The sequence below is a fragment of the Thermogemmata fonticola genome, from assembly GCF_013694095.1.
GTDB classification, from domain to species: Bacteria; Planctomycetota; Planctomycetia; order Gemmatales; family Gemmataceae; genus Thermogemmata; species Thermogemmata fonticola.
Genome location: NZ_JACEFB010000001.1, coordinates 86,380 through 107,862, shown reverse-complemented (window position 1 = coordinate 107,862; position 21,483 = coordinate 86,380). Strand labels below are relative to the sequence as shown.

Genomic DNA, 21,483 nt, shown 5'->3' with positions numbered 1-21,483 from the left:
ACTCGATGGCTTCTCAGCTCACGCGAAGACGAGAGTTAATTCCATCACGGCGGGGTCGGCGATGACGGCGGGATAGCATCAGCGGGCTGATGAGAGGAAGGATCGAATGGTCCTCCTGCAACCCGTTCCAATCGTGCTTTCCGCCGCCCTACTTCCGCAACAATCTCATAGTATTTTTCCCGCCACTGAATCCATTGGCGCTCGGCTTCTACATATGTAACAAACGGAATTCTCCCCGCGATGTAGGCGGCACGCGCTTCGCGCACATTCGCTTCGGCTGCGGGCAGAATGGTCCGTGCCAGCAATCGTTGTGTCTGTTCGCTTTCTCGGAGCAGCTCGTAGGCTTCCTGGACCTCGAAACGGATCTGGTCGATCAGCCGTTCGATTTGCGCCCGTCGCTGAGCCGTTCGGGCTTGGGCTTCTCGGACGGCAGCGTGACGTCGATCCCTACGGACCGGCAAATTCCATCCCACACCGACCATGGGCCTGACCGGCCGTTCGGGCATGAAGGAATTGTATCCCGCCATCACTTCCACATCGGGGTAGAAGTCGCGTTCTGCCAAGGCGAGGGCGGCCTGATCTGCTGCCAAACGTTGATAGAGCGCTTGCAAGTCGGGCCGCCGCTGTATGGCGAGCTGTTGCCACTGCTCGGCGGATGGTAATGCCTGATCAGGGGGCGGGGGTTCAGCCGGGGGTGGTAAATCCGCCTCCGGAGATCGATGGAGCAAGGCATTGAGCCGGGCTTTGGCCACTTGTTGCATCCGCCGCAACTGCAATTCTCGCTCCTGGAGCCGCCCGATCTCGACCTCGGCTTGCAAAACATCCTGTTGAGGTGCCTGACCGCTCTTGTATCGCACCTCGGCATTCTGCCGGGCTTCCTGCCAGCGTTGGAGATTCTCTCGATTCAACGCCAGAGCACGTTCCGACCAGTAATAATCGTAAAAAGCCCACTGTGTAGCCTCGACCAGTTGCAACTTCGCCTCGATCAAGTCCTGCCCAGCCGCTGCCGCTTCCGCCAAGGCCTGCTGTCCACGCAACGCGCGTTTTCCCCCCCAGGGATACCGCTGGGATACCTGTACAGAGAAGGCAAAATCCACCTGAGCCGTGCCGATGGTGCCTGGACCAACCGCTCCCGTGAACATCGGATCGTCTAGAGCGACCGCTTGGGGATACCGAGCCATGGCCGCTTGCCAAGCCGCTGTCATCTCCACGAGAGTGGGATTCCGGGCCAGCACCTCCCATTCCAAATCGGACAGCTCTAGCTTTGCTGCTTGAGACAAATCCAGCTTCGCTACTTGAGGCAGAGATGTCGCCGCAGACGGGGATGCCCCATCGATCCCCTTCGGATTTAGCCTCGATTCACTGACTCGCTCCGCAGGCGAGCTTGGCTCTCTATCTCCATGAAAGGAGGCACTACGAATTACCGCCTCCTGCGCATTTGGCTCCGGGGCTGAGTGGGACTCCTTTTCCAGGGCCTTAGCTCGGTCGAGAAGCTGCGAAGATACCGAGGGGGTTTGAGCCACTCGAGCAGAGGTAGTATCCAAGGACACGGAATGACGAACGCAACCGCAAAAAACCAGCAAGATGAGCCATCCCAACCGACATGAGTAAGGCCAACTACCCCTCCGCTGCCAGGTCATTCTTGGATCACTCCAGTAAAATGAGGTCGCGATCAGCCATTGATCATGCCCGAAGGGAAACACCCCACAACGACGGCACCGGTGAGCGGATCTGTGCTGTTCCGAATGCGGTTTCAGATAGCTATCGCTAATATCGGCATTCTGGGCACGATCCTTCCATACTTTTCATCCTCCTAGGAGCGAGCTGGCAGCTCCCAAATCAGGGAAAAAAATGGGAGAAAAGATCACACCGGAAAATATCTGCACTGCGAGAGAGGATATCAAACAGACAGCAATGGAATAGCGACAAAGCTCTCGCGGGGTTCCTCGGCTGAAATGAGCTGGAGAAGTTCTCCTCCCCTTGATTCACAGGCAAAGATTGCGATAATTTCTATGCCAACCCAAGCGAACCGGCCCGGGTGGCGGAACTGGCAGACGCACCAGCTTGAGGGGCTGGCGAGGGCAACCTCGTGCAGGTTCAAATCCTGTCCCGGGCACATCGACGATACCTCGAAAACCACTTCCGGCGGCTAGGACCTTTCATAAGATAAACTCTATCCGTGCCACTTGGCGAACAATCGACTTCCCCGGAAGATACTAAGGAAACTGTTGTGCGCGTTGCCCACTTTGATTGCTTCAGCGGGATCAGCGGAAATATGGTTCTGGGCGCACTTTTAGATGCCGGTGTGCCTTTAGAACCCATTCAGTCTGCTATAGACTCCCTCCACTTGCCGATTCATTTGGAAGTGCGCGAAGTCCAGCGTTGCGGTTTTCGAGCTGTCCACGTGGAAATCCGCGCAGACGAGCAACCTCCTCAGCATCGTTACGTGGAGGATATTGAGCAACTCATTTTCCAAGCCGCCATCACGCCTTCCCAAAGGGAATTAGCGCTGCGTATTCTGCGGCGATTAGCCCTCGCCGAAAGCCATGTCCACGGCACGCCTGTCTCTCGTGTGCATCTCCATGAAGTCGGGGCTTTGGACAGCATCGCGGACATTCTCGGTGCTGCTGTGGGTTTAGACCTGCTCGGTGTTCAAAAGTTTACAAGTCGTCCGGTTCCAACCGGGCGTGGGACCGTCCAAACCGCACATGGATGGATGCCAGTACCCACACCCGGCACACTCGCCTTATTGCAAGGGGTGCCTTTAGCACCTAGTGATGTGGAATTTGAATTGACAACTCCAACAGGTGCTGCCATTTTGACAACTGTTGTACACGAATATACATATACGCCGGCCATGCGCATCGACCGTGTCGCCCACGGCGCTGGCAGTAAAAATTTCTTAGACCGCCCGAACATTCTACGACTCTGGATTGGAGAAACTATCACCAGTCAAACAGGAGATAGTTACGAAGGCGACTTCATTGCCGTGTTGGAAACACACGTTGATGACATCACACCAGAAGTGCTAGCCTATTGTCAGGAACGATTGATGGAGTGTGGAGCACTCGATGTATTTATCACACAGGGAATCATGAAAAAGGGACGAGCAGGATTTCGCATCACTGTGCTTGCAAATTCTATATCTGTCCAAACTCTCGAAGAAATCATTTTCCGCGAAACAGGCACACTCGGCATTCGCAAATACTGGTGTGAGCGAACGAAACTCATACGAAAATATATTCAACATGAGATATCTCATTCGGCCTTGCGGTTTTCACAAGCATACCTGCCAGACGGTTCCCTAGTGAGTAAACCGGAGTACGAAGAATGTGCACGGCTGGCACGCGCCTGGAATGTTCCGTTGCGACAAGTCTTGCTTCATTGCTATTCGAGGATAGCAGAGGCATCTCCACCACTATCTCCAGCATCTCAGACAGTTGTATCTGATCTAAGAATAGGTCAGAATAAGGAAACGTAATGTTGACTATGATGATGAAAGTCTAGGGCAGAGCCTAGATATTATGTATAATATAGTATATAATTTAACTTATTGATAGGTGAGTTTATGCTTACATCAAGAGATATCCGTCAACAATTCATTGATTTCTTTTGCAAAAGGCACGATCATGTTTATGTGCCATCATCACCGGTAGTTCCATACAATGATCCCACGTTGCTCTTTACAAACGCGGGAATGAATCAGTTCAAGCCGTACTTTCTGGGTACGGAAAAGCCACCTTACAAACGCGTGGCCAACACGCAAAAATGCATTCGTGCTGGCGGCAAACATAACGATTTAGATGATGTAGGTAAGGATACATATCACCATACTTTTTTTGAGATGTTGGGTAATTGGAGTTTTGGTGACTATTTCAAGAAAGAAGCGATCACCTGGGCGTGGGAACTGCTAACCGAGGTTTGGCAGATCGATCCAGCCAGGCTTCATGTCACCGTTTTCGAAGGCGACCCCGAGAACAACATCCCGCGTGACGAAGAAGCCGCTCGCTATTGGCGCGACGTTGGCGTACCTGCTCATCACATCCATTACGGGGGGAAAAAAGATAATTTCTGGGAAATGGGAGACACAGGTCCTTGTGGGCCTTGTACGGAAATACATTTTGACCGTACTGCTGATAAAAGTGGTGGAAAATTGGTTAATGCTGGGACTGATTTAGTGATAGAGATTTGGAACCTAGTTTTTATTCAATTCAATAGAAATGAAGATCAAAGTTTAGCTCCTTTACCTGAAAATCATGTCGATACTGGTATGGGATTTGAACGCATATGTGCAGTTCTTCAAAATAAGACTAGTAATTATGATACAGATGTTTTTGCACCTTTATTCACAGCAATTCAGCAGATAACTGGTGCTCCTCCGTATACAGGGGGTCTGGATAATCATAAAGATATCGCCTATCGAGTGATAGCCGATCATATCCGGGCATTGACGTTTGCCCTCACAGATGGAGCTGCAATCGGAAATATCGGACGAGACTATGTACTACGACGAATTCTTCGACGTGCAGAACGGTATGGAGTACAATACTTAGATACACGAGAACCATTTTTGTATAGATTAGTTCCCATTCTAGTAGAACAAATGGGGGATGTATTTCCCGAGTTGCGTAGAAATCCCCAGCAAGTCCAGGCGCAAATTCATGAGGAAGAAAAAGCATTCCTACGCACTCTACACCGGGGAATTAAACTATTTAAACAAATTGCTGAAGAAACGCGTCAGTCAGGACGTGACACCATTAGTGGTGAGGATGCCTTCAAATTACACGATACCTATGGACTATTTATTGATATTACACAGCAAATGGCAGCGGAAGAGGGCTTGCGTGTTGATGTCCAAGGTTTTGAAAATGCTATGCAACAGGCGCGTATTAAAGCTCGTGAAGCAAGCAAGAAGTACCATATGACAACCATTTCTGGCGAATTGCCGCCAACTGATGATCACTACAAATATCTCCCAGGCTCCATCACCGCTCAGATAGTAGGTTGGCTTCAGGACAATCAAGTGAATACTCAAGGTGTTGTTCCACAAGGAATAAATCTAGCTTTGTTATTAGATCGTACCAATTTCTATGCGGAGCAGGGAGGACAAGTTGGTGATACTGGATACATTCGTAGTTTACAAGGAGAAGCTACCTTCATTGTCGAAGATACTCAGCGTTTGGGTGATGCCGTCCTTCACATAGGTTATCTCCAAAATGGAGAATTACATGTCGGACAAGAAGTTGAACTGACTTATGACCTGCCACGCCGCCAGGCCATCATGCGCAATCACACTGCCACGCATCTCCTCAATCATGCCCTGCGGAAAGTGTTGGGATCTCATGTCGAACAAAAGGGTTCCCTTGTCGATGACACAAAGACCCGCTTTGACTTTAGTCATGACAAGCCATTGACACTGGAACAGATACGCCAGATCGAGCAGCATGTCAATGAGATCATCCAGGCTGATCAACCGGTCATTGCTGTTGTCAAGCCTCTGGCGGTGGCACGGGAAATTCCAGGAGTCCGTGCCGTGTTCGGAGAAAAATACCCCGATCCGGTCCGAGTCGTCCTTATAGGCACGCACTCGCCAGAACATGTGACCTTGGAGAACCCCGCGGAGTTCTGCGGTGGTACTCATGTGGCGCATACTGGTCAGATCGGCTGTTTCAAGATTCTCTCCCAAGAAGCCGTTGCCAAAGGAGTGCGCCGCATCACAGCAATCACTGGGCCGGCAGCTTTTGATCTAATCCAGAGCCGAGCTTTCCTGTTGGAAGACCTCGCTCTCCAGCTTCAGTGCCGGCCTGAGGAAGTGAGAGAGCGCATCACGAGCCTGCAAGATCAGCTCAAAAAGCTTCAGGAACAATTGAAAAAAAGCAGTACAGTGGATCTCACGGCGCTGGTGGACAAGTTATGGGCCGATGCACCACTGATTGGCTCTACCCGCCTTATTATCGCCCAATTGCCCAACGATGTGCCTCTGGAAGCTGTCCGAGCCCAAGTGGACCGCCTCAGGCAAAAGTGCCCCTCTGCCTTGGTGGTTTTCGGTTGGATCGATAGCAGCGGCAAAGTACCTCTCCTTGCGGCAGTAACACCTGACCTTGTGGGCAAAGGCATTCATGCGCAGGCTCTGGTCAAACAACTGGCCGCTATTGTTGGCGGGGGGGGAGGAGGCAAAGCGGATTTTGCCCAGGCAGGCGGGAAGTTGCCGGAGAAATTACCCGAGGCTCTGCAACTGGCTGAACAGTTGGGGCGAAACTGGTTGAACCCTTCCTAGCGACCCTCGTGTCATGCCGCTTTTGAGCGTGTCATGCGGCTTTAGAACGAGATGCAAAATCGCTGGATTGCTCGCGGAGGGAGGGCGCCTCAAAATCGATCATCTGGAGGCGTTTCTCAATCTGATCCGCATAAGCCTCGGAAAGCTCGCATCCCCAATAACGACGGCCCAGTCGTTTGGCCACTGCCAATGTAGTGCCACTCCCTGCAAACGGGTCAATGACCAAGTCACCGGGATGGGTAGCGACGCGGATAATGCGTTCCAAGATGGCTTCCGGCATTTGGCAAGGATGACCGACGCGTTCGCGAAAAGTCCCGCAAACGCGAGGGATGTACCACACATCCTGGTCCGGGCGGAAATGTTGCGCGGTTTCTTGAGGACGCAAAATCCAGGTATCATCGGGAACCTTTCCTTTGGGATTAGCTCGACGATCCGCATATGTGGTTAGCCTGGCACTGGGGACGCGCACGGCATCGGCATTGAAGGTACATTGTCTCGGATCACATACATAGTAAAGAATATGAGCATGTGAACGAGAGAATTTTCTACTACATGCGACTCCAAAAGTATAATGCCAAATGATCCAATTCCTCATTATTAATCCTATAGAATCTAGACGAATCTTATATTCCGCCACATATTCATCCCCAATAGCAAGCCAGAACGAACCTGTGGGTTTCAGCAGGCGAATTGCGGCTTTCATCCATTGTTCTGCCCACTCCAGATACTCGTTCCGTGAACGTCGGTCATTATAAATATCATAATTGTAACCAATGTTAAATGGTGGGTCTGCAAAAATGAGATCCGCACAGGCAGGAGGCATGCTTTTCATGATCTCGATACAATCACCAACCAGAACCTGGTTCACTCTCATATTAACCCATCTCCTGTGGACAACTGCCGTGATCGCCGAGCCAATTGGACAAAGTCGTCGCGATTGTTGCAAGGTCACTTTTCTGAAAGAAGGCATACCGCCATGGGCTCTTTGCATGGCCACAGGTATGCGAAACCGAGTGGATGAAGAGATCGGCTCTGGTCGAAAAGCAGCAGGGAAGTCGTGAAGTGGGCCGCTAATAGAGCCGAATCTATCCCAGCAGTTGACTGACCTTGTTGATGGTAAAGTCAGAAACCCCTATTGCTTCGGCCAGCCCAACAGGGGTATAAGACATGCCGAAAAAACTGCGGGTGTTGTGAGTTCCAAGCGGTGACCAGGACGTCCCGGATCGCCGAACAAAGGCGGCTCCAGCAGTGGCAACGAGGCAGAGATGCGCCATTTTCTCCGCGTTGTGCGTTGCGCATGGCCCTACCGATACGCTTTCGCCGCTTCCGTGATGTGTGCACTGCTCGTTGCGGTGTTATGGAGCGCGAGTCTATCCGCTATTTATCCCGTTTTGAAAATCCTGAGCAGTGACAAGAACCTGCAACAATGGGTGAATGAAGAAATCGACCGCCTGCAGAATGAGCTGGAAAAACCTGAACGGCGGTTACTGTTGGAGCGCTTGCGAGATGATATCCGAAGGTTAGAGGAGATCAATCCGCCTAATCGCGAGACTTTGGAACGTAAAGCGACCCAACAGATCGCTAAGCTGGAGGGAGAGCTGAACTACTACGCCATTTGGATCTACCGCTATCAACTGTTGAAGGCGAAAGTCATCCGTCATTTGCCTGAAGACCGCTTTGCGACCTTCGTATGGATCATGACGGCGGTGATCATCGGTGTAGCACTGAAAGGCATTTTCGAATTTCTCCATGAATCGCTCGTGGGTTATGTGACCAATCGGGTTCTCTTTGATCTGCGTAATGGCATGTTCCGCCAAGCCTTGCGGCAAGATGTGCGGCAACTGGCCTCGCAGGGGACGAGCGATCTCATGGCTCGCTTCACCAACGATACCGAACAAGTGGGGTCGGGTCTCAAGGTCCTGTTAGGCAAACTGATCGGCGAACCGCTCAAGGCTCTGGGATGCCTGATAGTCGCTGCTATGATTAGCTGGCAGTTGACACTCGTCTTTGTTATAGTCGTCCCAGCGACAATAGTCGTGTTGCTGCGTGTCAGCCGGTTGATTCGGCGTGCCGCTCGGAAGGTCCTGGAACGCATGTCTGCCATGTATCAGCGGGTCCGGGAAACGTTTGATGCTATCCGAGTCGTCAAGGCCTTCACACGGGAAGCCCATGAGCGCCGCCGATTCCACAGCGTCAATCGCGCTTTCTTGCAGAAGTCCATGCGTCTCCTGGCCATTGATGCCGCAGCAGGGCCTTTTGTCGAAGTCCTAACTGTTTTTGCCATTGGTTTGGCGCTGGCCTCTGGAACCTATCTTGTGGTTACCGGGAAGACCCACATTTGGGGCATGCGCATGACCAGTGAGCCGCTCGGCTTCCCAGCCTTGCTCCAGCTTTACGCTTTGCTTGTGGCGACTGCGGACCCGATTCGCAGGCTCTCCAGCGTTTATGCGAAACTCCAGGCCGGTGAGGCAGCGGCGGCTCGCATCTTCGAACTCTACGATCGTGCTCCGAAAGTCACCCCTAATCCGGGAGGGATACGCCTGACCGCTCTCAGGAAAGGCATCGAGTTCCGTAATGTCTGCTTCAGCTACACAACACCAGAGAATCCCGCCTTATGTAATGTGAATCTGACGGTCCGTGCCGGAGAAGTCATCGCCGTTGTGGGAGCCAACGGAAGTGGCAAAACGACTCTGCTCGGCTTACTGCCGCGCTTTTATGATCCCGATAGCGGAGCGGTTTTAATCGATGGCATCTGTTTGCGTACAGTTCATCTGCGGTCACTGCGCCGATTGATCGGGCTGGTAACCCAGGACACCTTGCTCTTCGACGACACTGTTTATGCCAACATCGCTTATGGTCGCCGGGGAGCGACACGCGATGAGGTGATCGCTGCCGCGCAGAAAGCTCGTGCCCACGAGTTCATCATGAAAAAACCCCAAGGTTATGAAACCCGCATGGGAGACGCGGGGGCCAATTTTTCCGGAGGAGAAAAGCAGAAAATCGCCTTGGCCCGCGCTATCCTCCGTGATCCGGCTATCCTCATCTTGGACGAGTTCAGTAGTGCTATCGACCCGAACAGCGAAGCAGACATCCATGCGGCCTTGCGCGAATTCGTCGTGGGACGAACAGTCTTCCTGATCACCCACAAATTGCACACCCTTGAAATTGCTGACCGTATCGTTGTGATGGATGCAGGATGCATTGTCGACGTGGGTACACACGCCGAACTTATCGCTCGCTGCCCGTTGTATCAGCGATTGTGTGATCCGGGATCATCAAGGATAGCCGCATGAAGCTGACACCCCTTACCCCACTCGGAAAAGTCCATACTTACTTCGCAACAATCCAACTCAGGCGTTTACCCATCTGCGGGGCGATAACTCTCCTGATCGCCGCTTTTTTGCTCACGCTCGACAGGACGGATTTGGTTCATAGTCATGAAGCGCGTGCCGCTCAAAACGCCCAATATATATTGGAAACCGGTGAGTGGGGGTTGCCACGATTGTTCGATGGGCGTTTGGAACTGCAAAAACCCCCCGCCTATTACTGGTGTGTTGCCGGGATCAGTCGTTGGCTCAATTCCGGGCGGGTCACAGCTTGGACCACCCGATTGCCGTCTGCTCTTATGGGCATAGCCTGTATTGTCGGAGTGTATGCATTCCTGCGCCAATTAGGTCGTCCATATACCGCTCGTGTCGCTGCTGTGGTGCTAGCTACCGCAATCCACTTCACGGCCCTGTCGAGAATCGCTCGCATCGACGTCCCCCTAACTGCTGCGGTCTCCTTCTCGATTTTCAGCTTTTTCCTGGGGTGCATCAGTCATAGCCAAGGAAAGCGGTTTCATTCGCTTGCGTGGCATTTTCTAGCGGGGCTGAGCGTCGGCATCGCGATGTTATTGAAGGGACCTATCGGAATCGCCCTCTTCGGGTGTGCTACTGGCATGTGGTGGCTCACAGAACATCGACGGGTAAATTGGCCAGGGGTTGTCACCCTGATAGCGACAGCCGCTTGCGTGGGATTGCCTTGGTTCCTGTGGGCCAACCGAGCTACCGAAGGAGAACTTTTCCGAGTCTTTATCCTCCATCACAATATCGCCAGGTTCAGCGGCACATCCTCGCAATTGGCTACTCACCCCTGGTGGTTCTACATTCCCCGCTTCACCTTTGACTTCCTACCGTGGTCGCCATTTTTTTTCTTCGGTATATACTACGTCCTCAAAAAAAATATGTGGAAAACAGATCATATATTGCGTTTTAGTCTTATCTCATTCTTATCTATATTATCATTGTTGTCATTATCGCATTTCAAACGCTCAGATTATCTCCTTCCTGCTTATCCGTTTGCCGCTATTTATATCAGTTGCGTCATTCAGAATTGGTGGGAAAATCAAGGCTTTTCAACAAGGAAACGTTCTTTATTATTTTTTCATAGTCTATGGATAACTGTTATTGTAGGGTGGATAGTCATAGTTTCGGCAGTGGAGCCACACCTCCGCACACAGGACAAGAGATCACAGTTCGCAGCGAGCATACGTCACGTTGCGCCAGCACCTCAGCCTATCATACAATTTCGTATGGAAGACCATCTTTTATCCTTTCATTTGGGAAGACCACTCGAAACGATTGTCGAATGGCACGACCTACATCAAATAATTTATCATTATAAATACAGTTATATAATCATGCCAAAGGAATATGTTTATCCTGCAACGAATATATTATCAGATATCAAATGGAAAAAATTATTAGAATCTAATTTAACCAATAATAGAATTTATATATTTTTATCTGCGTGCCAATAGCTCTGCAGCAACAACGGAAATAATGGTGACCGGCCAAGACCCACTCCTCGGCGATGTCTGTCCTTGCTCCACCCCCTACCCATCCAGTGGTGTATCCATAAACTCCTACATTAGGGACTGGGACGGGTCCATCCAGGCTTCAACCGCCATTACCAATCTGCGAAATAACCCGCAAATACGGTGAAACGCAACGATGTCTCACACAAGTGAGGGGATAAGTCTAGTGCTAACCGTGACAGAGGTCACGCCGCATTTGTCCTTGCTAAGCCAGTGGCAAGAGACACTAAACCGTATGAGTCTACCTCACGAAATCATTATTGTCAGCAGCAGCTCGAATATTACGGCGTTGGAGAATCGTTTACCACCTCTCCAAGGAATAATCTGGACTCAAGTCGATGAAACAAAGGGAGTAGGGACTTACTTGCAAAGAGCATTGTTACGGGTCAACTATCCATACCTCTTGCACCTCACCTTGGATTATCCATATTCCGCAAAGGATTTCAAACATATGTGGGAACGGATTCATCAGGTTGACGATCTGCTTCACAAACCACCAGACATCGTAAATGGCTGTCGCACAGGGTTGCCGACACCACCCCTATGGAAGATCCTGGGTGGCGGTTGGCGATTATTTTGGCGCGTCTTCTCAGGGCTTCCTTATCATTCATCTTATCCTTGGCACGGGAGTTTCGCTATCGTATGGAGATACCTATTTCGTTGGATATACGGCATACCCTTGTTGGATCCATTGAGTGGATGTAAGCTCTATCGTACAGCATTCCTAAAACGTATCCCTATCCAGTCAAAAGATATATTTGTACATATAGAATTATCTGCGAAGGCCACATTTCTCACATCAATAATTGATGAAGTTTATCTATCTCCTCAAAAGGTTCCAGTATTAACACCAAAGTTATCAGAATTATATAATGATTGCTGGTTATGTTTTAAAGATCCACAGTTTACATAGAGTCTTTATATTCGATATCATGATTAAGCAGAGAAAACGCTGGCTGTTTGTTACTGGAAAACTAGCGGAACCCGCCTTGCGTCGGATAGTCGCAGAATTATCGCAGAAAATCGATTTCGATTACCAAATCATCACATTAAATATCTCTGTAGCAGCATTAATGACAACGGAATGGGTTGCACGCCATTTTCCCAAAAATGTAATTGGTGATATTATACTACTTCCTGGGTTATGCCGCGGCTCACCGGAGATTGTAACTCAGGCGACGGGAATTCCAGCAAAGCATGGGCCACGCGATTTACTTGACCTTCCAGAATACTTCAACTTGAAAAGTAACAAGCTCTTGGACGATTATGGTAAATTCGACATTGAAATAATTGCAGAAATCAACAATGTACCCAGCAAACCATGGGATACAGTTCTCGCAGAGGCTCAAAAGTATCGTTCGGATGGAGCGGATATTATCGATATAGGATGTGAACCAGGTAATATTTATCATCAGGTAAAAGATGTAATACAACGACTATGCGACTTGGGGTTTCGCATATCAATAGATTCATTAAAACCTGAGGAAATAGAGCTTGCACTCGAAGGTGGAGCTAATGTGGTATTAAGTATCAATTCCACTAATATCAAATATGTACCGCATTGGCTTGAGCGTTTTCCGAATGTAGAATTCGTAGTTATACCAGACACGGTAAATGATCTAACAACTTTGTATAAAAATGCTGAACAGCTTTTGCGATGGAACGCGAAAATCCGGGTCGATCCAATCCTTGAGCCTATAGGACACTGTTTTTTTAATTCACTGCTAAGGTATGCTAAAGTACGTTATGAGTATCCAGATATTCCCATGCTCATGGGTGTCGGTAACATCACGGAACTGACAGAAGTCGATTCTGCCGGCATCAATGTAATACTTGCAGCGATCTGCCAAGAGTTGAAAGTCCAAAGTGTGTTGACCACTAGTGTCGCGAATTGGTCACGTTCGTCGATCAAAGAGTGGGATCTTGCCAGGCGTCTTGTTTTTTATGCAGTACAACACCAAACAATACCCAAAAGAATTGAACCAAATTTAGTAGTATTACGAGATTCAAAATTAAGAGAAATAGGAGAAAATACAATACTTGAATTAGCTCATAATGTTAAAGACCCTAATTATAGAATTATCGCCGAACTGGGAAATATATATATATTTAACAATACAATTTATCTACAAGGAACAGATCCATTCAAGTTATTTCAACAGTTATTACAAATTGATCACAATATATCCCCATCACATGCGTTCTACTTAGGTTATGAAATGGCGAAAGCAGAAATAGCATTGATACTGCATAAAAACTACACACAAGACCAGCCATTAAATTGGGGATTTCTTACACCGAAGGAAGATGAGATACATTAAGAAAGTATTATGAATAAAATAGTCAAATAACTTCAATAAATGAGAATAGAATACAGATTTTTGTTATTATGAAATCAAATATAGGATTATTCCTATGCTTATTAAAAATAATATTATACGTATACCCCAATGTATGGTTTCAGATATGATTTTATCCCATCTATCGTGTCTCGTAGCTGCATAGATTATACTAATAATGGCCAATAATAAAGGCAAATCTATATATATGCTGATGCTCATAGTATTAACTCCTATACATATATATATACAGTTAATCACCTAATTTTTCAGTTCTAAATTATTTTGATACCTGATCATTCCGTTTTACTTCAGCATCACCTACTAAAGCCGCATTTGAATCATCACAGTCTGCGGAAACTGTCGCGTCACTAGGATTTGATATCGGAGAATACGGTCTCATTACAACCTCACGAATCATAGGCCCGGATAAGGCATCATAAATAACTAGAAGATTGAGAATGCCAGCTATGACGGTCAATACCCATCCTAAATCCCATCTTTTCGATGATTTCCTTTGAATTTGATTGAGCTCTTGTTCGTTGGGGGCACGCTGATACTTTCCGAGATATGGACCATGATCATTATTTGGATCATAATTGATGTATTGTATTACCGCCGGCCAAGCTGCTATACCAATCCAAAATTGTGCTATAAACTGTGGACGATATGCCAGTGCCTTAGGAATACCCTCCATCTTGTGACCGAATATCACTACATCTGGAAGATCACGAACGTAAGGTATCCATACATTTTTCCACTGTCCCATCCACATTCCGTAAAAGAATAAAGTATAAAGCCCTAGGAAAAATAATAACCCCTTTGCTATACGACCTTGATAGATCTGCCCAAGCCCAGGTATCAGGTAACTCAAAAGAGCTGCAAATGGATCAAAAAAACTAGTTGCCGACTGCGGATATGATAATAATCTTACTTCTGTCTTTTGTTGTATATCATGATTCATATGATCAGCCTCGATTCAGTAAGCGATTTCCCGTTGTTCTCGGTCATTGGGGCGCGACAACGGATATTATACTGCACCAATCCTGGAGCGTCCAAGGGATCGAAAATGTCCAAGGTAGGAACTGTTGAGACTGGGCGTACCATAGCATGGTGTAACAAATAAGCATGATCCCAAGGATCCCGAAAAGATATCGTGCTATTCGGGACGAAAGGACGCTTCCCACACGTCCTAAATATTGGCATATATAATTATAAATATAATTTATATATATCAATGGATACAGTATTATGGTATTATCGTAATATTCACATTTTTGCAACTCATTGTCTTTTAATTCTTCTGCAAGTGGCAATTCATTTGTGAAACTGGCGGTAGTAGTTTTTGACGATGTCATCTTATGATCTTCAATTTTCGATAGACCTCCTACATCATAAGAGAGTGATGTGTGCTTTATATCCATACTTTCATGTGGAATTATTAGTGTGTTATTAGCTACTGGGGAAGTGTTCATCGATTCTCTTGAATTCGATAGTGGAGCGATATCATTGGTAGAAACATTCTCTGCAGATGCCTTCTGAGTCATAGCGAGCATACGCTGTAATAGCGCATCCAGCTCTTCCAATTGCTGGCGTGTCAAGTGGGTTGAATCGACAGGTGTGTTGGTCATAACTCTCTCCATTTCAGCTTGTCCCTGCAACTATACCGGTGGGCAGAAAGCCCCCCAAAGAGCACAGATCGCTTTTCCTTGGGTACTGTCCAGTATAACCTAACTCCAAGCGAGTGGGAAAGGGCAATCCCACTTTTGGGGTTCCGCCGTACTTCTTGACAAATTATCAGTACCATATATACTGCTATAAACTAATATATTTATGATTTTATAATAATTTTATTTATAATAAACTAATATTAGTCTTATATAAATTAAATATAACGAGGTACCGAGTATGGCATGGTATCAACTAGTAATTCATGGATTACTCTATCACTGGAGATCCTATATATCGTTAGCTTTGGTCATTGCAGTAGCATGTGGCGTGCTGACAGGTGCACTCATAATCGGTGATTCACTTCGTCAGGGATTAGAAGAATTGGGACAGCGTCGATCAGCAGGAGTAGCCTCTGTGGCCACACTGAATCGCCCTTTACCAATAGCTATAATTGATCAACTGAAAGATGTAGTCGTTCCTGTATTACATACCAGCGGCAGTATTACAGCTAACAATAATTTTTCTGCTGGTATCCATATTTGGGGACTTGATAACCATGGTGAATCTTTATTTGGATTATCAGAATGGACTACGCTATGGGGTGGACGGGATCATTATATCATTATTTCGAAAAGATTAGCGGACCGTTTAGAGGTATCTCAGGGACAGCGAATATCAGTAAGTGTCGAGCGTATGTCAGTTATGCCTCGCAATATATTGTTGGCGCGTCGGTCTTTCGATGATAGTGTCATAACATCTACGTTTACAATTGCCGGAATCGTCCCAGACGAGTCTCCCGCCTCCGAGTTCGCTATTTCGCCTCAGCTTGATCCGCCATTGAATGCTTACGTTCCATTACGAGCGCTCGTTGAACTGCTCGAAGATGGGGAAATCGTTGAGCCTGTCGCCAATGTATTACTCTCAAAGGATCCCAACACCCATGCACTGACCGAATCCATACGTCGCCATCTCCGACTTGAACACTACGGATTACGATTACGCAGTACATATCGCGCTCAGAGTTGGTTATGGTGGAATTTTCAGGGATATATAAACATCGAGAGTGATAGAATGATATTCGAAGATGATATAATTCATAAAATTATAAATATAGTTAATTCCAGTGGATACATTTCAGAGCCCACATTTATCTATCTGGTTGAGTCTATAAAATATGATAATTATGAAATACCATATGCGATTATCGCTGGGGTCAATCCGGATGCCAAGCCACCATTAGGTCCCTTTCATACTATAGATGGAAGGACAATTCAGAATGATGAAATTGCTCTGTTAGATTGGAATAATTCACCTCTTAAAGACTTATTGCCTGATAAAAATATTGAATTAACAGTAACGTACTACCATCCCGAAGTGGAAGGTGAAGGTAAACTCGAAACAAAAAAGTTACATTTCTGTGGTTATATTCCTATGTCTGGAAGTGGCGGAGATCGTTATTTGACGCCCCTAGTTCGAGGAATAACAGATCAGGGAACTCACCCGCGAGATTGGGATCGTCCCCCTCAATTGACCAACGCAAAAGTGCGGGAAAAGATCCGTGCAGGCGATGTTCATGATCGCTTTTGGCAGCAATACGGCCCCACCCCGAAGGCGTTTGTGAACATCGCAACCGCACGGAAACTCTTCTCGAGTCGCTATGGTTCCACAACATCACTACGAGTAGCAACTTCAGATGTCCAGCGAATCGAGCATCTGCTTCTTGATCAACTTGATCCTCAAATGATGGGTATGGGATTTAAATCTCTAAGGCAAATTATTTCTAACGCAAGTAAAGGTGTGGAATTATTTGGTGTACTATTTTTATTATTTAGCTTATTTATTATTATATCTTCACTACTGTTAATCATTTTAGTTTATCGTTTATCGGTTGAACGTAGATCATCAGAGATTGGCATACTACTATCATTAGGATTTAACAAATATGATACTATGTGTTTATTGCTGACAGAAAGTTTTTCGATAAGTCTACTTGGCTCGTTATGCGGATTAGGCTTAGGTATTATCTACTGTTTTATTGTATTGGAGGTATGGTCTTTATTTTGGCCTAATGATGATATAAAACAAATTATAAAATTCCACATAGAATTTAAAAGTTTCATATTGGGAATATTGATAACATTATCATTAGGTTTTCTATCACAATTGTGGGCATTGCGAGGTTTGATATCTATACAAATACCGCAACTGTTAAATGGTGAACAGGAGCAGAGAGATGTTGTAGTTACGCCGCGGTGGCGACCTGCGGCAATACTCGCCCTGGTATGCTTAGTTGGTGCTGGAATATTCGCTTTCTGGAGTGCACGGGCTTCTACTCCGCAAGATAAGACCATCGGCTTTTTCGGAGCAGGTTTTCTGTTGTTAGTTGCAGGTGTAGCAGCACTCTATGGCTTCTGGCTCCGAGGGCAAAGAAGTGCTGTACAAGGTTCGGGATGGATATCTTTGGCGCGATTGGGATGGAGAAACCTTGCACGTTGGCCAAGACGAAGTTTACTCACTGTCGGTTTACTGTCAGCGGCGGTATTTTTGTTGGTAGCTGTAGAAAGCTTCCGACGTGTACCCGATCCAGACATATGGAATATATCTAGTGGTAGTGGCGGTTTCAATCTGATATGTGAGTGTGATGTTCCCCTATACAATCCCCTCCAGCAAGGTCCTGGTCGATTGGATTTGGAAACACAATTACAATCTGCATATGGAGGTTCTAGCGAAGATGAACGATTCAAGGATGCAATCAAACTATTAAATCGAATAGAAATTGAGATGTTGCGGCTACGGGATGGCGATGATGCCAGTTGTGGAAACCTCTATCAAACTCAGCGACCGCGGGTGCTAGGTGTTTCCCAACAATTCATCTATCGGGGTGGCTTTCGCTTCAGCCGGACTTTAGCTGAGACAGAAGCTGAGCAAAACAATCCATGGCTATTGTTGCTACGGACATTAGACAATGGAGAAGTACCGATTTTTTGCGAACAGGATACAGCACAATGGAAGTTTTTTACCGATGTAGGTGGTAAAATTATTCTTGATGGTGATAATGGAACACAAATCGTATGTCGATTGATGGGAACATTTGTCAATAGTCCATTTCCTGGTGAATTGGTGATGGCAGATGAATATTTTCGCCATCTATTCCCCCGGACGGAGGGATATCGATTTTTATTGATTCGTACCGCGCCGGAGGATGAGCCATTCGCCCGCCAGGTGATAGAGAATGGCTTACGGCACCACGGAGCACGTGTGGTACGTACTTCTGAGCGTTTGAGTCGGGCCGCGGGAATCATCGGCGCCTACTTGACCACGTTTCAAGTGTTGGGAACCTTGGGGTTGTTGTTGGGTATTGGCGGACAGGGAATCGTCATCTTACGAAACCTTTGGGAACGAATTGGAGAATTTGCGTTATTGCGGGCTATGGGATATCGATGGACTCATCTACGGTGGTTGATATTCCTGGAGCATGCATTCCTCTTAGCAAGTGGAGTTCTATTGGGTACTGTTGCGGCAAGTTTGGCGGTGATGCCCCAGCTTTGGGCAAGCGGAACGATTCCCTGGACGAATCTTGCGATTCTACTATTTGGAATCGTGACTTGTGGGTTTGCGGTGGCATATTGGGGTAGTCGCAGTGTCTTACGCTTACCACTGTTGACGGCGCTGAGGAACAAGTGAGGATTAAGGTAACGGCTGTAGCAAGGTCCATCGGGTGCAGTTGATAAGGGAGGGGGATAAGATGATACGACTGGGAATATTAGACTTTGATACGTCCCACGTGGTGGAATTTACCCGACGATTGAATCACATCGAGGGTACCCCGGAGGAACAGTGGGTGGAGGGTGCACGGGTCGTGATAGGCTGTCCAGGTGAATCCCAATTAATGCCGGAGAGAATAGCCGGATTTACGGAACAGATGAGGAAATTTGGCGTGAAGCTCGTCGAAAAACCGGAAGAGATGATTGGAAAAGTTGATGGCATGTTGATTGAGTCGGTGGATGGTACGGTGCATTACGAGCGTGCCCGGCCATTCCTCGAAGCAGGTTTGCCGTGCTTTATTGATAAGCCCTTCACATGTTCGGTCCCAGACGCGCGGAAGATCATCGAGTTGAGCACGAAGTGTAAGGCGGCGGTGTTCTCCTCCTCGTCTTTACGTTATGCTCCTGAAGTGACAGCATACCAACAACAGCGGGAGAAACAGGGAGCGGTTTTCGGAGTCGTGACGTGGGGTCCTGCTACAGCTTCTCCACGGCCTCAGCGGAACGCCGGTTTATTTCACTATGGTATTCACGCCGTGGAGATGTTGTACACATTCATGGGCCCAGGTTGCCAGCAGGTTGTCAATGTATATGAACAGGGTGCAGAAGTTGTAACGGGACGTTGGAAGGATGGCCGAATTGGAACAGTCCGAGGTTTGCGGCAGGGCGCTACTCCCTTTGGTTTCACCGCGTTTGCGGAAAAAGGAGTGCTCACCCGCGCGGTGGAAACCCGGTACATCTACCGCGAGTTGTTGAAAAAGGTGGTGGAGTTCTTCCAGACCGGCCGCTCCCCCGTACCCCCCGAAGAAACTCTAGAGATCATCGCCTTCATCGAAGCAGCCAATGCGAGCGGTAGTCATCATGGCCAACCTGTTCGAGTTCAGGTGTGAGGTGTTCCCATGGAGATAAATCGTCGTGAGGTGTTAGGGGGATTGTTCGGCATGGGCATTGCCGGAAGGGGCTGGTGTGAGGACTGGCCAGGATGGCGCGGCCCGCGAGGAGATGGCACGTGGCAAGGACCGCCACTGCCGGAGCGATGGCCTGCTGCCGGACTCCGTATCGCATGGCAACAGGAGGTAGGAGGAGGTTATGCGGGGGTGAGCGTTCGCGGCCAAAGGCTCGTAACAATGGACCTGGAGCCGGCGCCTCCGAAACTTCCGCCCTCTCCGCTCCCGAAGACAGACGGAGTTCAAGGGTTTGAACGGGTGCTTTGCTATTCGACCGCGGATGGGCAATTGCTCTGGCAACACAAATATCCGGTGGTTTATGGACGGTTAGGCGGCTATGCTAACGGACCGCGGTCCACGCCTGTTCTGAGTGCAGATAACAAGGTGTACACTTTGGGAGCCGTTGGCCATTTGCACTGCTATGATCTGGTAAGCGGCAAAGTACTCTGGAGCGTGGATACGGTCCGCCAATTGGGAGCACGTGTGCCGGAGTGGGGATTTGCGGGATCCCCTTTGTTGGACGGGGACCGACTCATCGTGCACCTCGGAGCTTCTAACGGGGGTTGCGTGATCGCCTTCGATCGGCATAGCGGTAAGGAAGTCTGGAAGGCTCTCGATGACCCCGCCGGTTACTGCAACCCTGTGATCTTTTCCACCCCCACAGGGCGATTGCTTGTTCTTTGGACTCCCCAGCATATTCACGGACTAGAGGCCGCCACGGGCCGCCCTCTGTGGAAGGTTCCTTATCCCGTCACCTATGGCGTTTCCATCGCGACGCCCCTCCTGCGGGAGAATATCCTGGTTGTGAGCGGTTACTGGGAAGGGACCAAGGCCATACGTATCGGTCCGCGGTTGCAAGATCACGAGCTAATCTGGACTGATCATCGCCAACTGCGCGCTCTCATGGCCCAGCCGTTGTATCGAGATGGTTACGGGTATCTGCTGGACAAGGATTACGGATTGACCTGTTTCGAGTGGAAAACGGGTAAGAAAATCTGGGATGACGATAATCAACTCACTCCCCGGGGCCGCAACCCGCATGCCAGTATTGTCTGGACCGGCCAAGAGAATCGGGCACTCGCTCTCAATGCCGTCGGAGAACTGGTATTACTCCGATTGCATCCCCGTGGCTATGAGGAAAGCTCCCGCGTCAAGGTTTTGTCCGAGCGCGTGTGGGGCCACCCGGCGTTTGCCGGCCGTTTCCTTTTTGCCAAGACCGATGGCGCGGAGTCCTGGCGGCAAGCCAAAAAATGCAAGTTGATCTGTGTGGAACTGGTTTCGGCCTGAAAGGTTCGGAATGATCGTCCCGTCCCTTATTGCCTGGGACACATACACTGTTGTGAGCTAATCGGGGGATCGCCTTTCTGAAGATGCGAAAAATTCACCGAGGTGCGTAATATTCCTGATTTCCAGAATGTGAGGAACCGACTTGACTTTACCCTCGGTTACTTATAAGACAAGAAGATCAGCGGGGATGAGGTGGAGCGGCCAGGAGGCGACACCAGAGAGTGGGGATTCCCCGTGACGCAGTCCATTTTTCTGGATTTTCAACTTCCGAACGCCCCGACGTGGTTTTATTTCTCCCTGTTTTTGGCATTCGCGATATTCTTCCGTTTTCAGCGGCCGT

General features: G+C 48.3%; 12 protein-coding genes and 1 tRNA gene. 9 read left to right on the top strand and 4 right to left on the bottom strand.

The features are described 5' to 3' along the window. Nucleotides 1-44: 44 nt before the first annotated feature. On the bottom strand, nt 45-1,280 hold the full coding sequence (locus H0921_RS00405; protein ID WP_194536057.1) for a TolC family protein: 1,236 nt from the start codon (nt 1,278-1,280) through the stop codon (nt 45-47). Between the two features lie 752 nt (nt 1,281-2,032). Between H0921_RS00405 and H0921_RS00400 the strand changes: the two genes are divergently transcribed. The 3 genes from H0921_RS00400 (at nt 2,033) to alaS (ending at nt 6,277) form a co-directional block, all read left to right on the top strand. Next, nucleotides 2,033-2,116 (top strand) — tRNA-Leu (locus H0921_RS00400). Nucleotides 2,117-2,230: 114 nt separating this feature from the next. After that, nucleotides 2,231-3,481 carry a nickel pincer cofactor biosynthesis protein LarC gene (gene larC / locus H0921_RS00395; RefSeq protein WP_315851813.1) on the top strand — a complete coding sequence of 417 codons (1,251 nt, stop codon included), beginning with the start codon at nt 2,231-2,233 and terminating at the stop codon, nt 3,479-3,481. An 87-nt stretch (nt 3,482-3,568) separates the two neighbouring features. Further along, nucleotides 3,569-6,277: an alanine--tRNA ligase gene (gene alaS / locus H0921_RS00390; protein ID WP_194536056.1), complete on the top strand. Its 2,709-nt coding sequence runs from the start codon at nt 3,569-3,571 to the stop codon at nt 6,275-6,277. A gap of 31 nt (nt 6,278-6,308) precedes the next feature. Here the strand turns inward: alaS and H0921_RS00385 are convergent, their stop codons facing one another. Next, nucleotides 6,309-7,151 (bottom strand): DNA-methyltransferase, encoded by an 843-nt coding sequence (locus H0921_RS00385; protein ID WP_194536055.1) that lies wholly within the window; start codon nt 7,149-7,151, stop codon nt 6,309-6,311. 391 nt (nt 7,152-7,542) lie between these two features. On the opposite strand from H0921_RS00385, the gene H0921_RS00380 reads away from it, so the two are divergent. The 3 genes from H0921_RS00380 to H0921_RS00370 all read left to right on the top strand — a co-directional run bounded on the left by H0921_RS00380 (nt 7,543) and on the right by H0921_RS00370 (nt 13,456). Further along, nucleotides 7,543-9,570, top strand: a complete 2,028-nt coding sequence (locus H0921_RS00380; protein WP_194536054.1) for an ABC transporter ATP-binding protein — start codon at nt 7,543-7,545, stop codon at nt 9,568-9,570. After that, entirely contained in the window at nt 9,567-11,078 is a 1,512-nt protein-coding gene (locus tag H0921_RS00375; RefSeq protein ID WP_194536053.1) for an ArnT family glycosyltransferase, read from the top strand. The genes H0921_RS00380 and H0921_RS00375 overlap by 4 nt, the downstream gene beginning before the upstream one ends. A 929-nt stretch (nt 11,079-12,007) precedes the next feature. After that, nucleotides 12,008-13,456, top strand: a complete 1,449-nt coding sequence (locus H0921_RS00370) for a DUF6513 domain-containing protein (RefSeq protein WP_228498873.1) — start codon at nt 12,008-12,010, stop codon at nt 13,454-13,456. 298 nt (nt 13,457-13,754) lie between these two features. Here H0921_RS00370 and H0921_RS00365 read toward each other — a convergent pair whose 3' ends face one another. Both H0921_RS00365 and H0921_RS00360 read right to left on the bottom strand, forming a co-directional pair. Then, complete coding sequence (locus H0921_RS00365; protein WP_194536052.1) at nt 13,755-14,438, bottom strand: DUF6677 family protein; 684 nt, start codon at nt 14,436-14,438, stop codon at nt 13,755-13,757. Nucleotides 14,439-14,481: 43 nt separating this feature from the next. Beyond that, the gene (locus tag H0921_RS00360) at nt 14,482-15,105 is read right to left on the bottom strand and encodes a hypothetical protein (RefSeq protein WP_194536051.1); all 624 of its coding nucleotides are present in this window, start codon (nt 15,103-15,105) and stop codon (nt 14,482-14,484) included. A 277-nt stretch (nt 15,106-15,382) separates the two neighbouring features. On the opposite strand from H0921_RS00360, the gene H0921_RS00355 reads away from it, so the two are divergent. The 3 genes from H0921_RS00355 to H0921_RS00345 all read left to right on the top strand — a co-directional run bounded on the left by H0921_RS00355 (nt 15,383) and on the right by H0921_RS00345 (nt 21,143). Beyond that, nucleotides 15,383-18,829 carry an ABC transporter permease gene (locus tag H0921_RS00355; protein WP_194536050.1) on the top strand — a complete coding sequence of 1,149 codons (3,447 nt, stop codon included), beginning with the start codon at nt 15,383-15,385 and terminating at the stop codon, nt 18,827-18,829. A gap of 61 nt (nt 18,830-18,890) precedes the next feature. Further along, nucleotides 18,891-19,799 (top strand): Gfo/Idh/MocA family protein, encoded by a 909-nt coding sequence (locus H0921_RS00350; protein ID WP_194536049.1) that lies wholly within the window; start codon nt 18,891-18,893, stop codon nt 19,797-19,799. 9 nt (nt 19,800-19,808) lie between these two features. After that, nucleotides 19,809-21,143: an outer membrane protein assembly factor BamB family protein gene (locus tag H0921_RS00345; protein WP_194536048.1), complete on the top strand. Its 1,335-nt coding sequence runs from the start codon at nt 19,809-19,811 to the stop codon at nt 21,141-21,143. Nucleotides 21,144-21,483 lie beyond the last annotated feature (340 nt).

What these genes read in the sequence shown, in the direction of transcription:
- H0921_RS00385 (WP_194536055.1), bottom strand. Translation starts at nt 7,151, where the DNA reads ATGAGAGTGAACCAGGTTCTGGTTGGTGATTGTATCGAGATCATGAAA.
- H0921_RS00380 (WP_194536054.1), top strand. Translation starts at nt 7,543, where the DNA reads ATGCGCCATTTTCTCCGCGTTGTGCGTTGCGCATGGCCCTACCGATAC.
- H0921_RS00360 (WP_194536051.1), bottom strand. Translation starts at nt 15,105, where the DNA reads ATGACCAACACACCTGTCGATTCAACCCACTTGACACGCCAGCAATTG.
- H0921_RS00350 (WP_194536049.1), top strand. Translation starts at nt 18,891, where the DNA reads ATGATACGACTGGGAATATTAGACTTTGATACGTCCCACGTGGTGGAA.
- alaS (WP_194536056.1), top strand. Translation starts at nt 3,569, where the DNA reads ATGCTTACATCAAGAGATATCCGTCAACAATTCATTGATTTCTTTTGC.
- H0921_RS00355 (WP_194536050.1), top strand. Translation starts at nt 15,383, where the DNA reads ATGGCATGGTATCAACTAGTAATTCATGGATTACTCTATCACTGGAGA.
- H0921_RS00375 (WP_194536053.1), top strand. Translation starts at nt 9,567, where the DNA reads ATGAAGCTGACACCCCTTACCCCACTCGGAAAAGTCCATACTTACTTC.
- H0921_RS00365 (WP_194536052.1), bottom strand. Translation starts at nt 14,438, where the DNA reads ATGAATCATGATATACAACAAAAGACAGAAGTAAGATTATTATCATAT.
- H0921_RS00345 (WP_194536048.1), top strand. Translation starts at nt 19,809, where the DNA reads ATGGAGATAAATCGTCGTGAGGTGTTAGGGGGATTGTTCGGCATGGGC.
- H0921_RS00370 (WP_228498873.1), top strand. Translation starts at nt 12,008, where the DNA reads ATGATTGCTGGTTATGTTTTAAAGATCCACAGTTTACATAGAGTCTTT.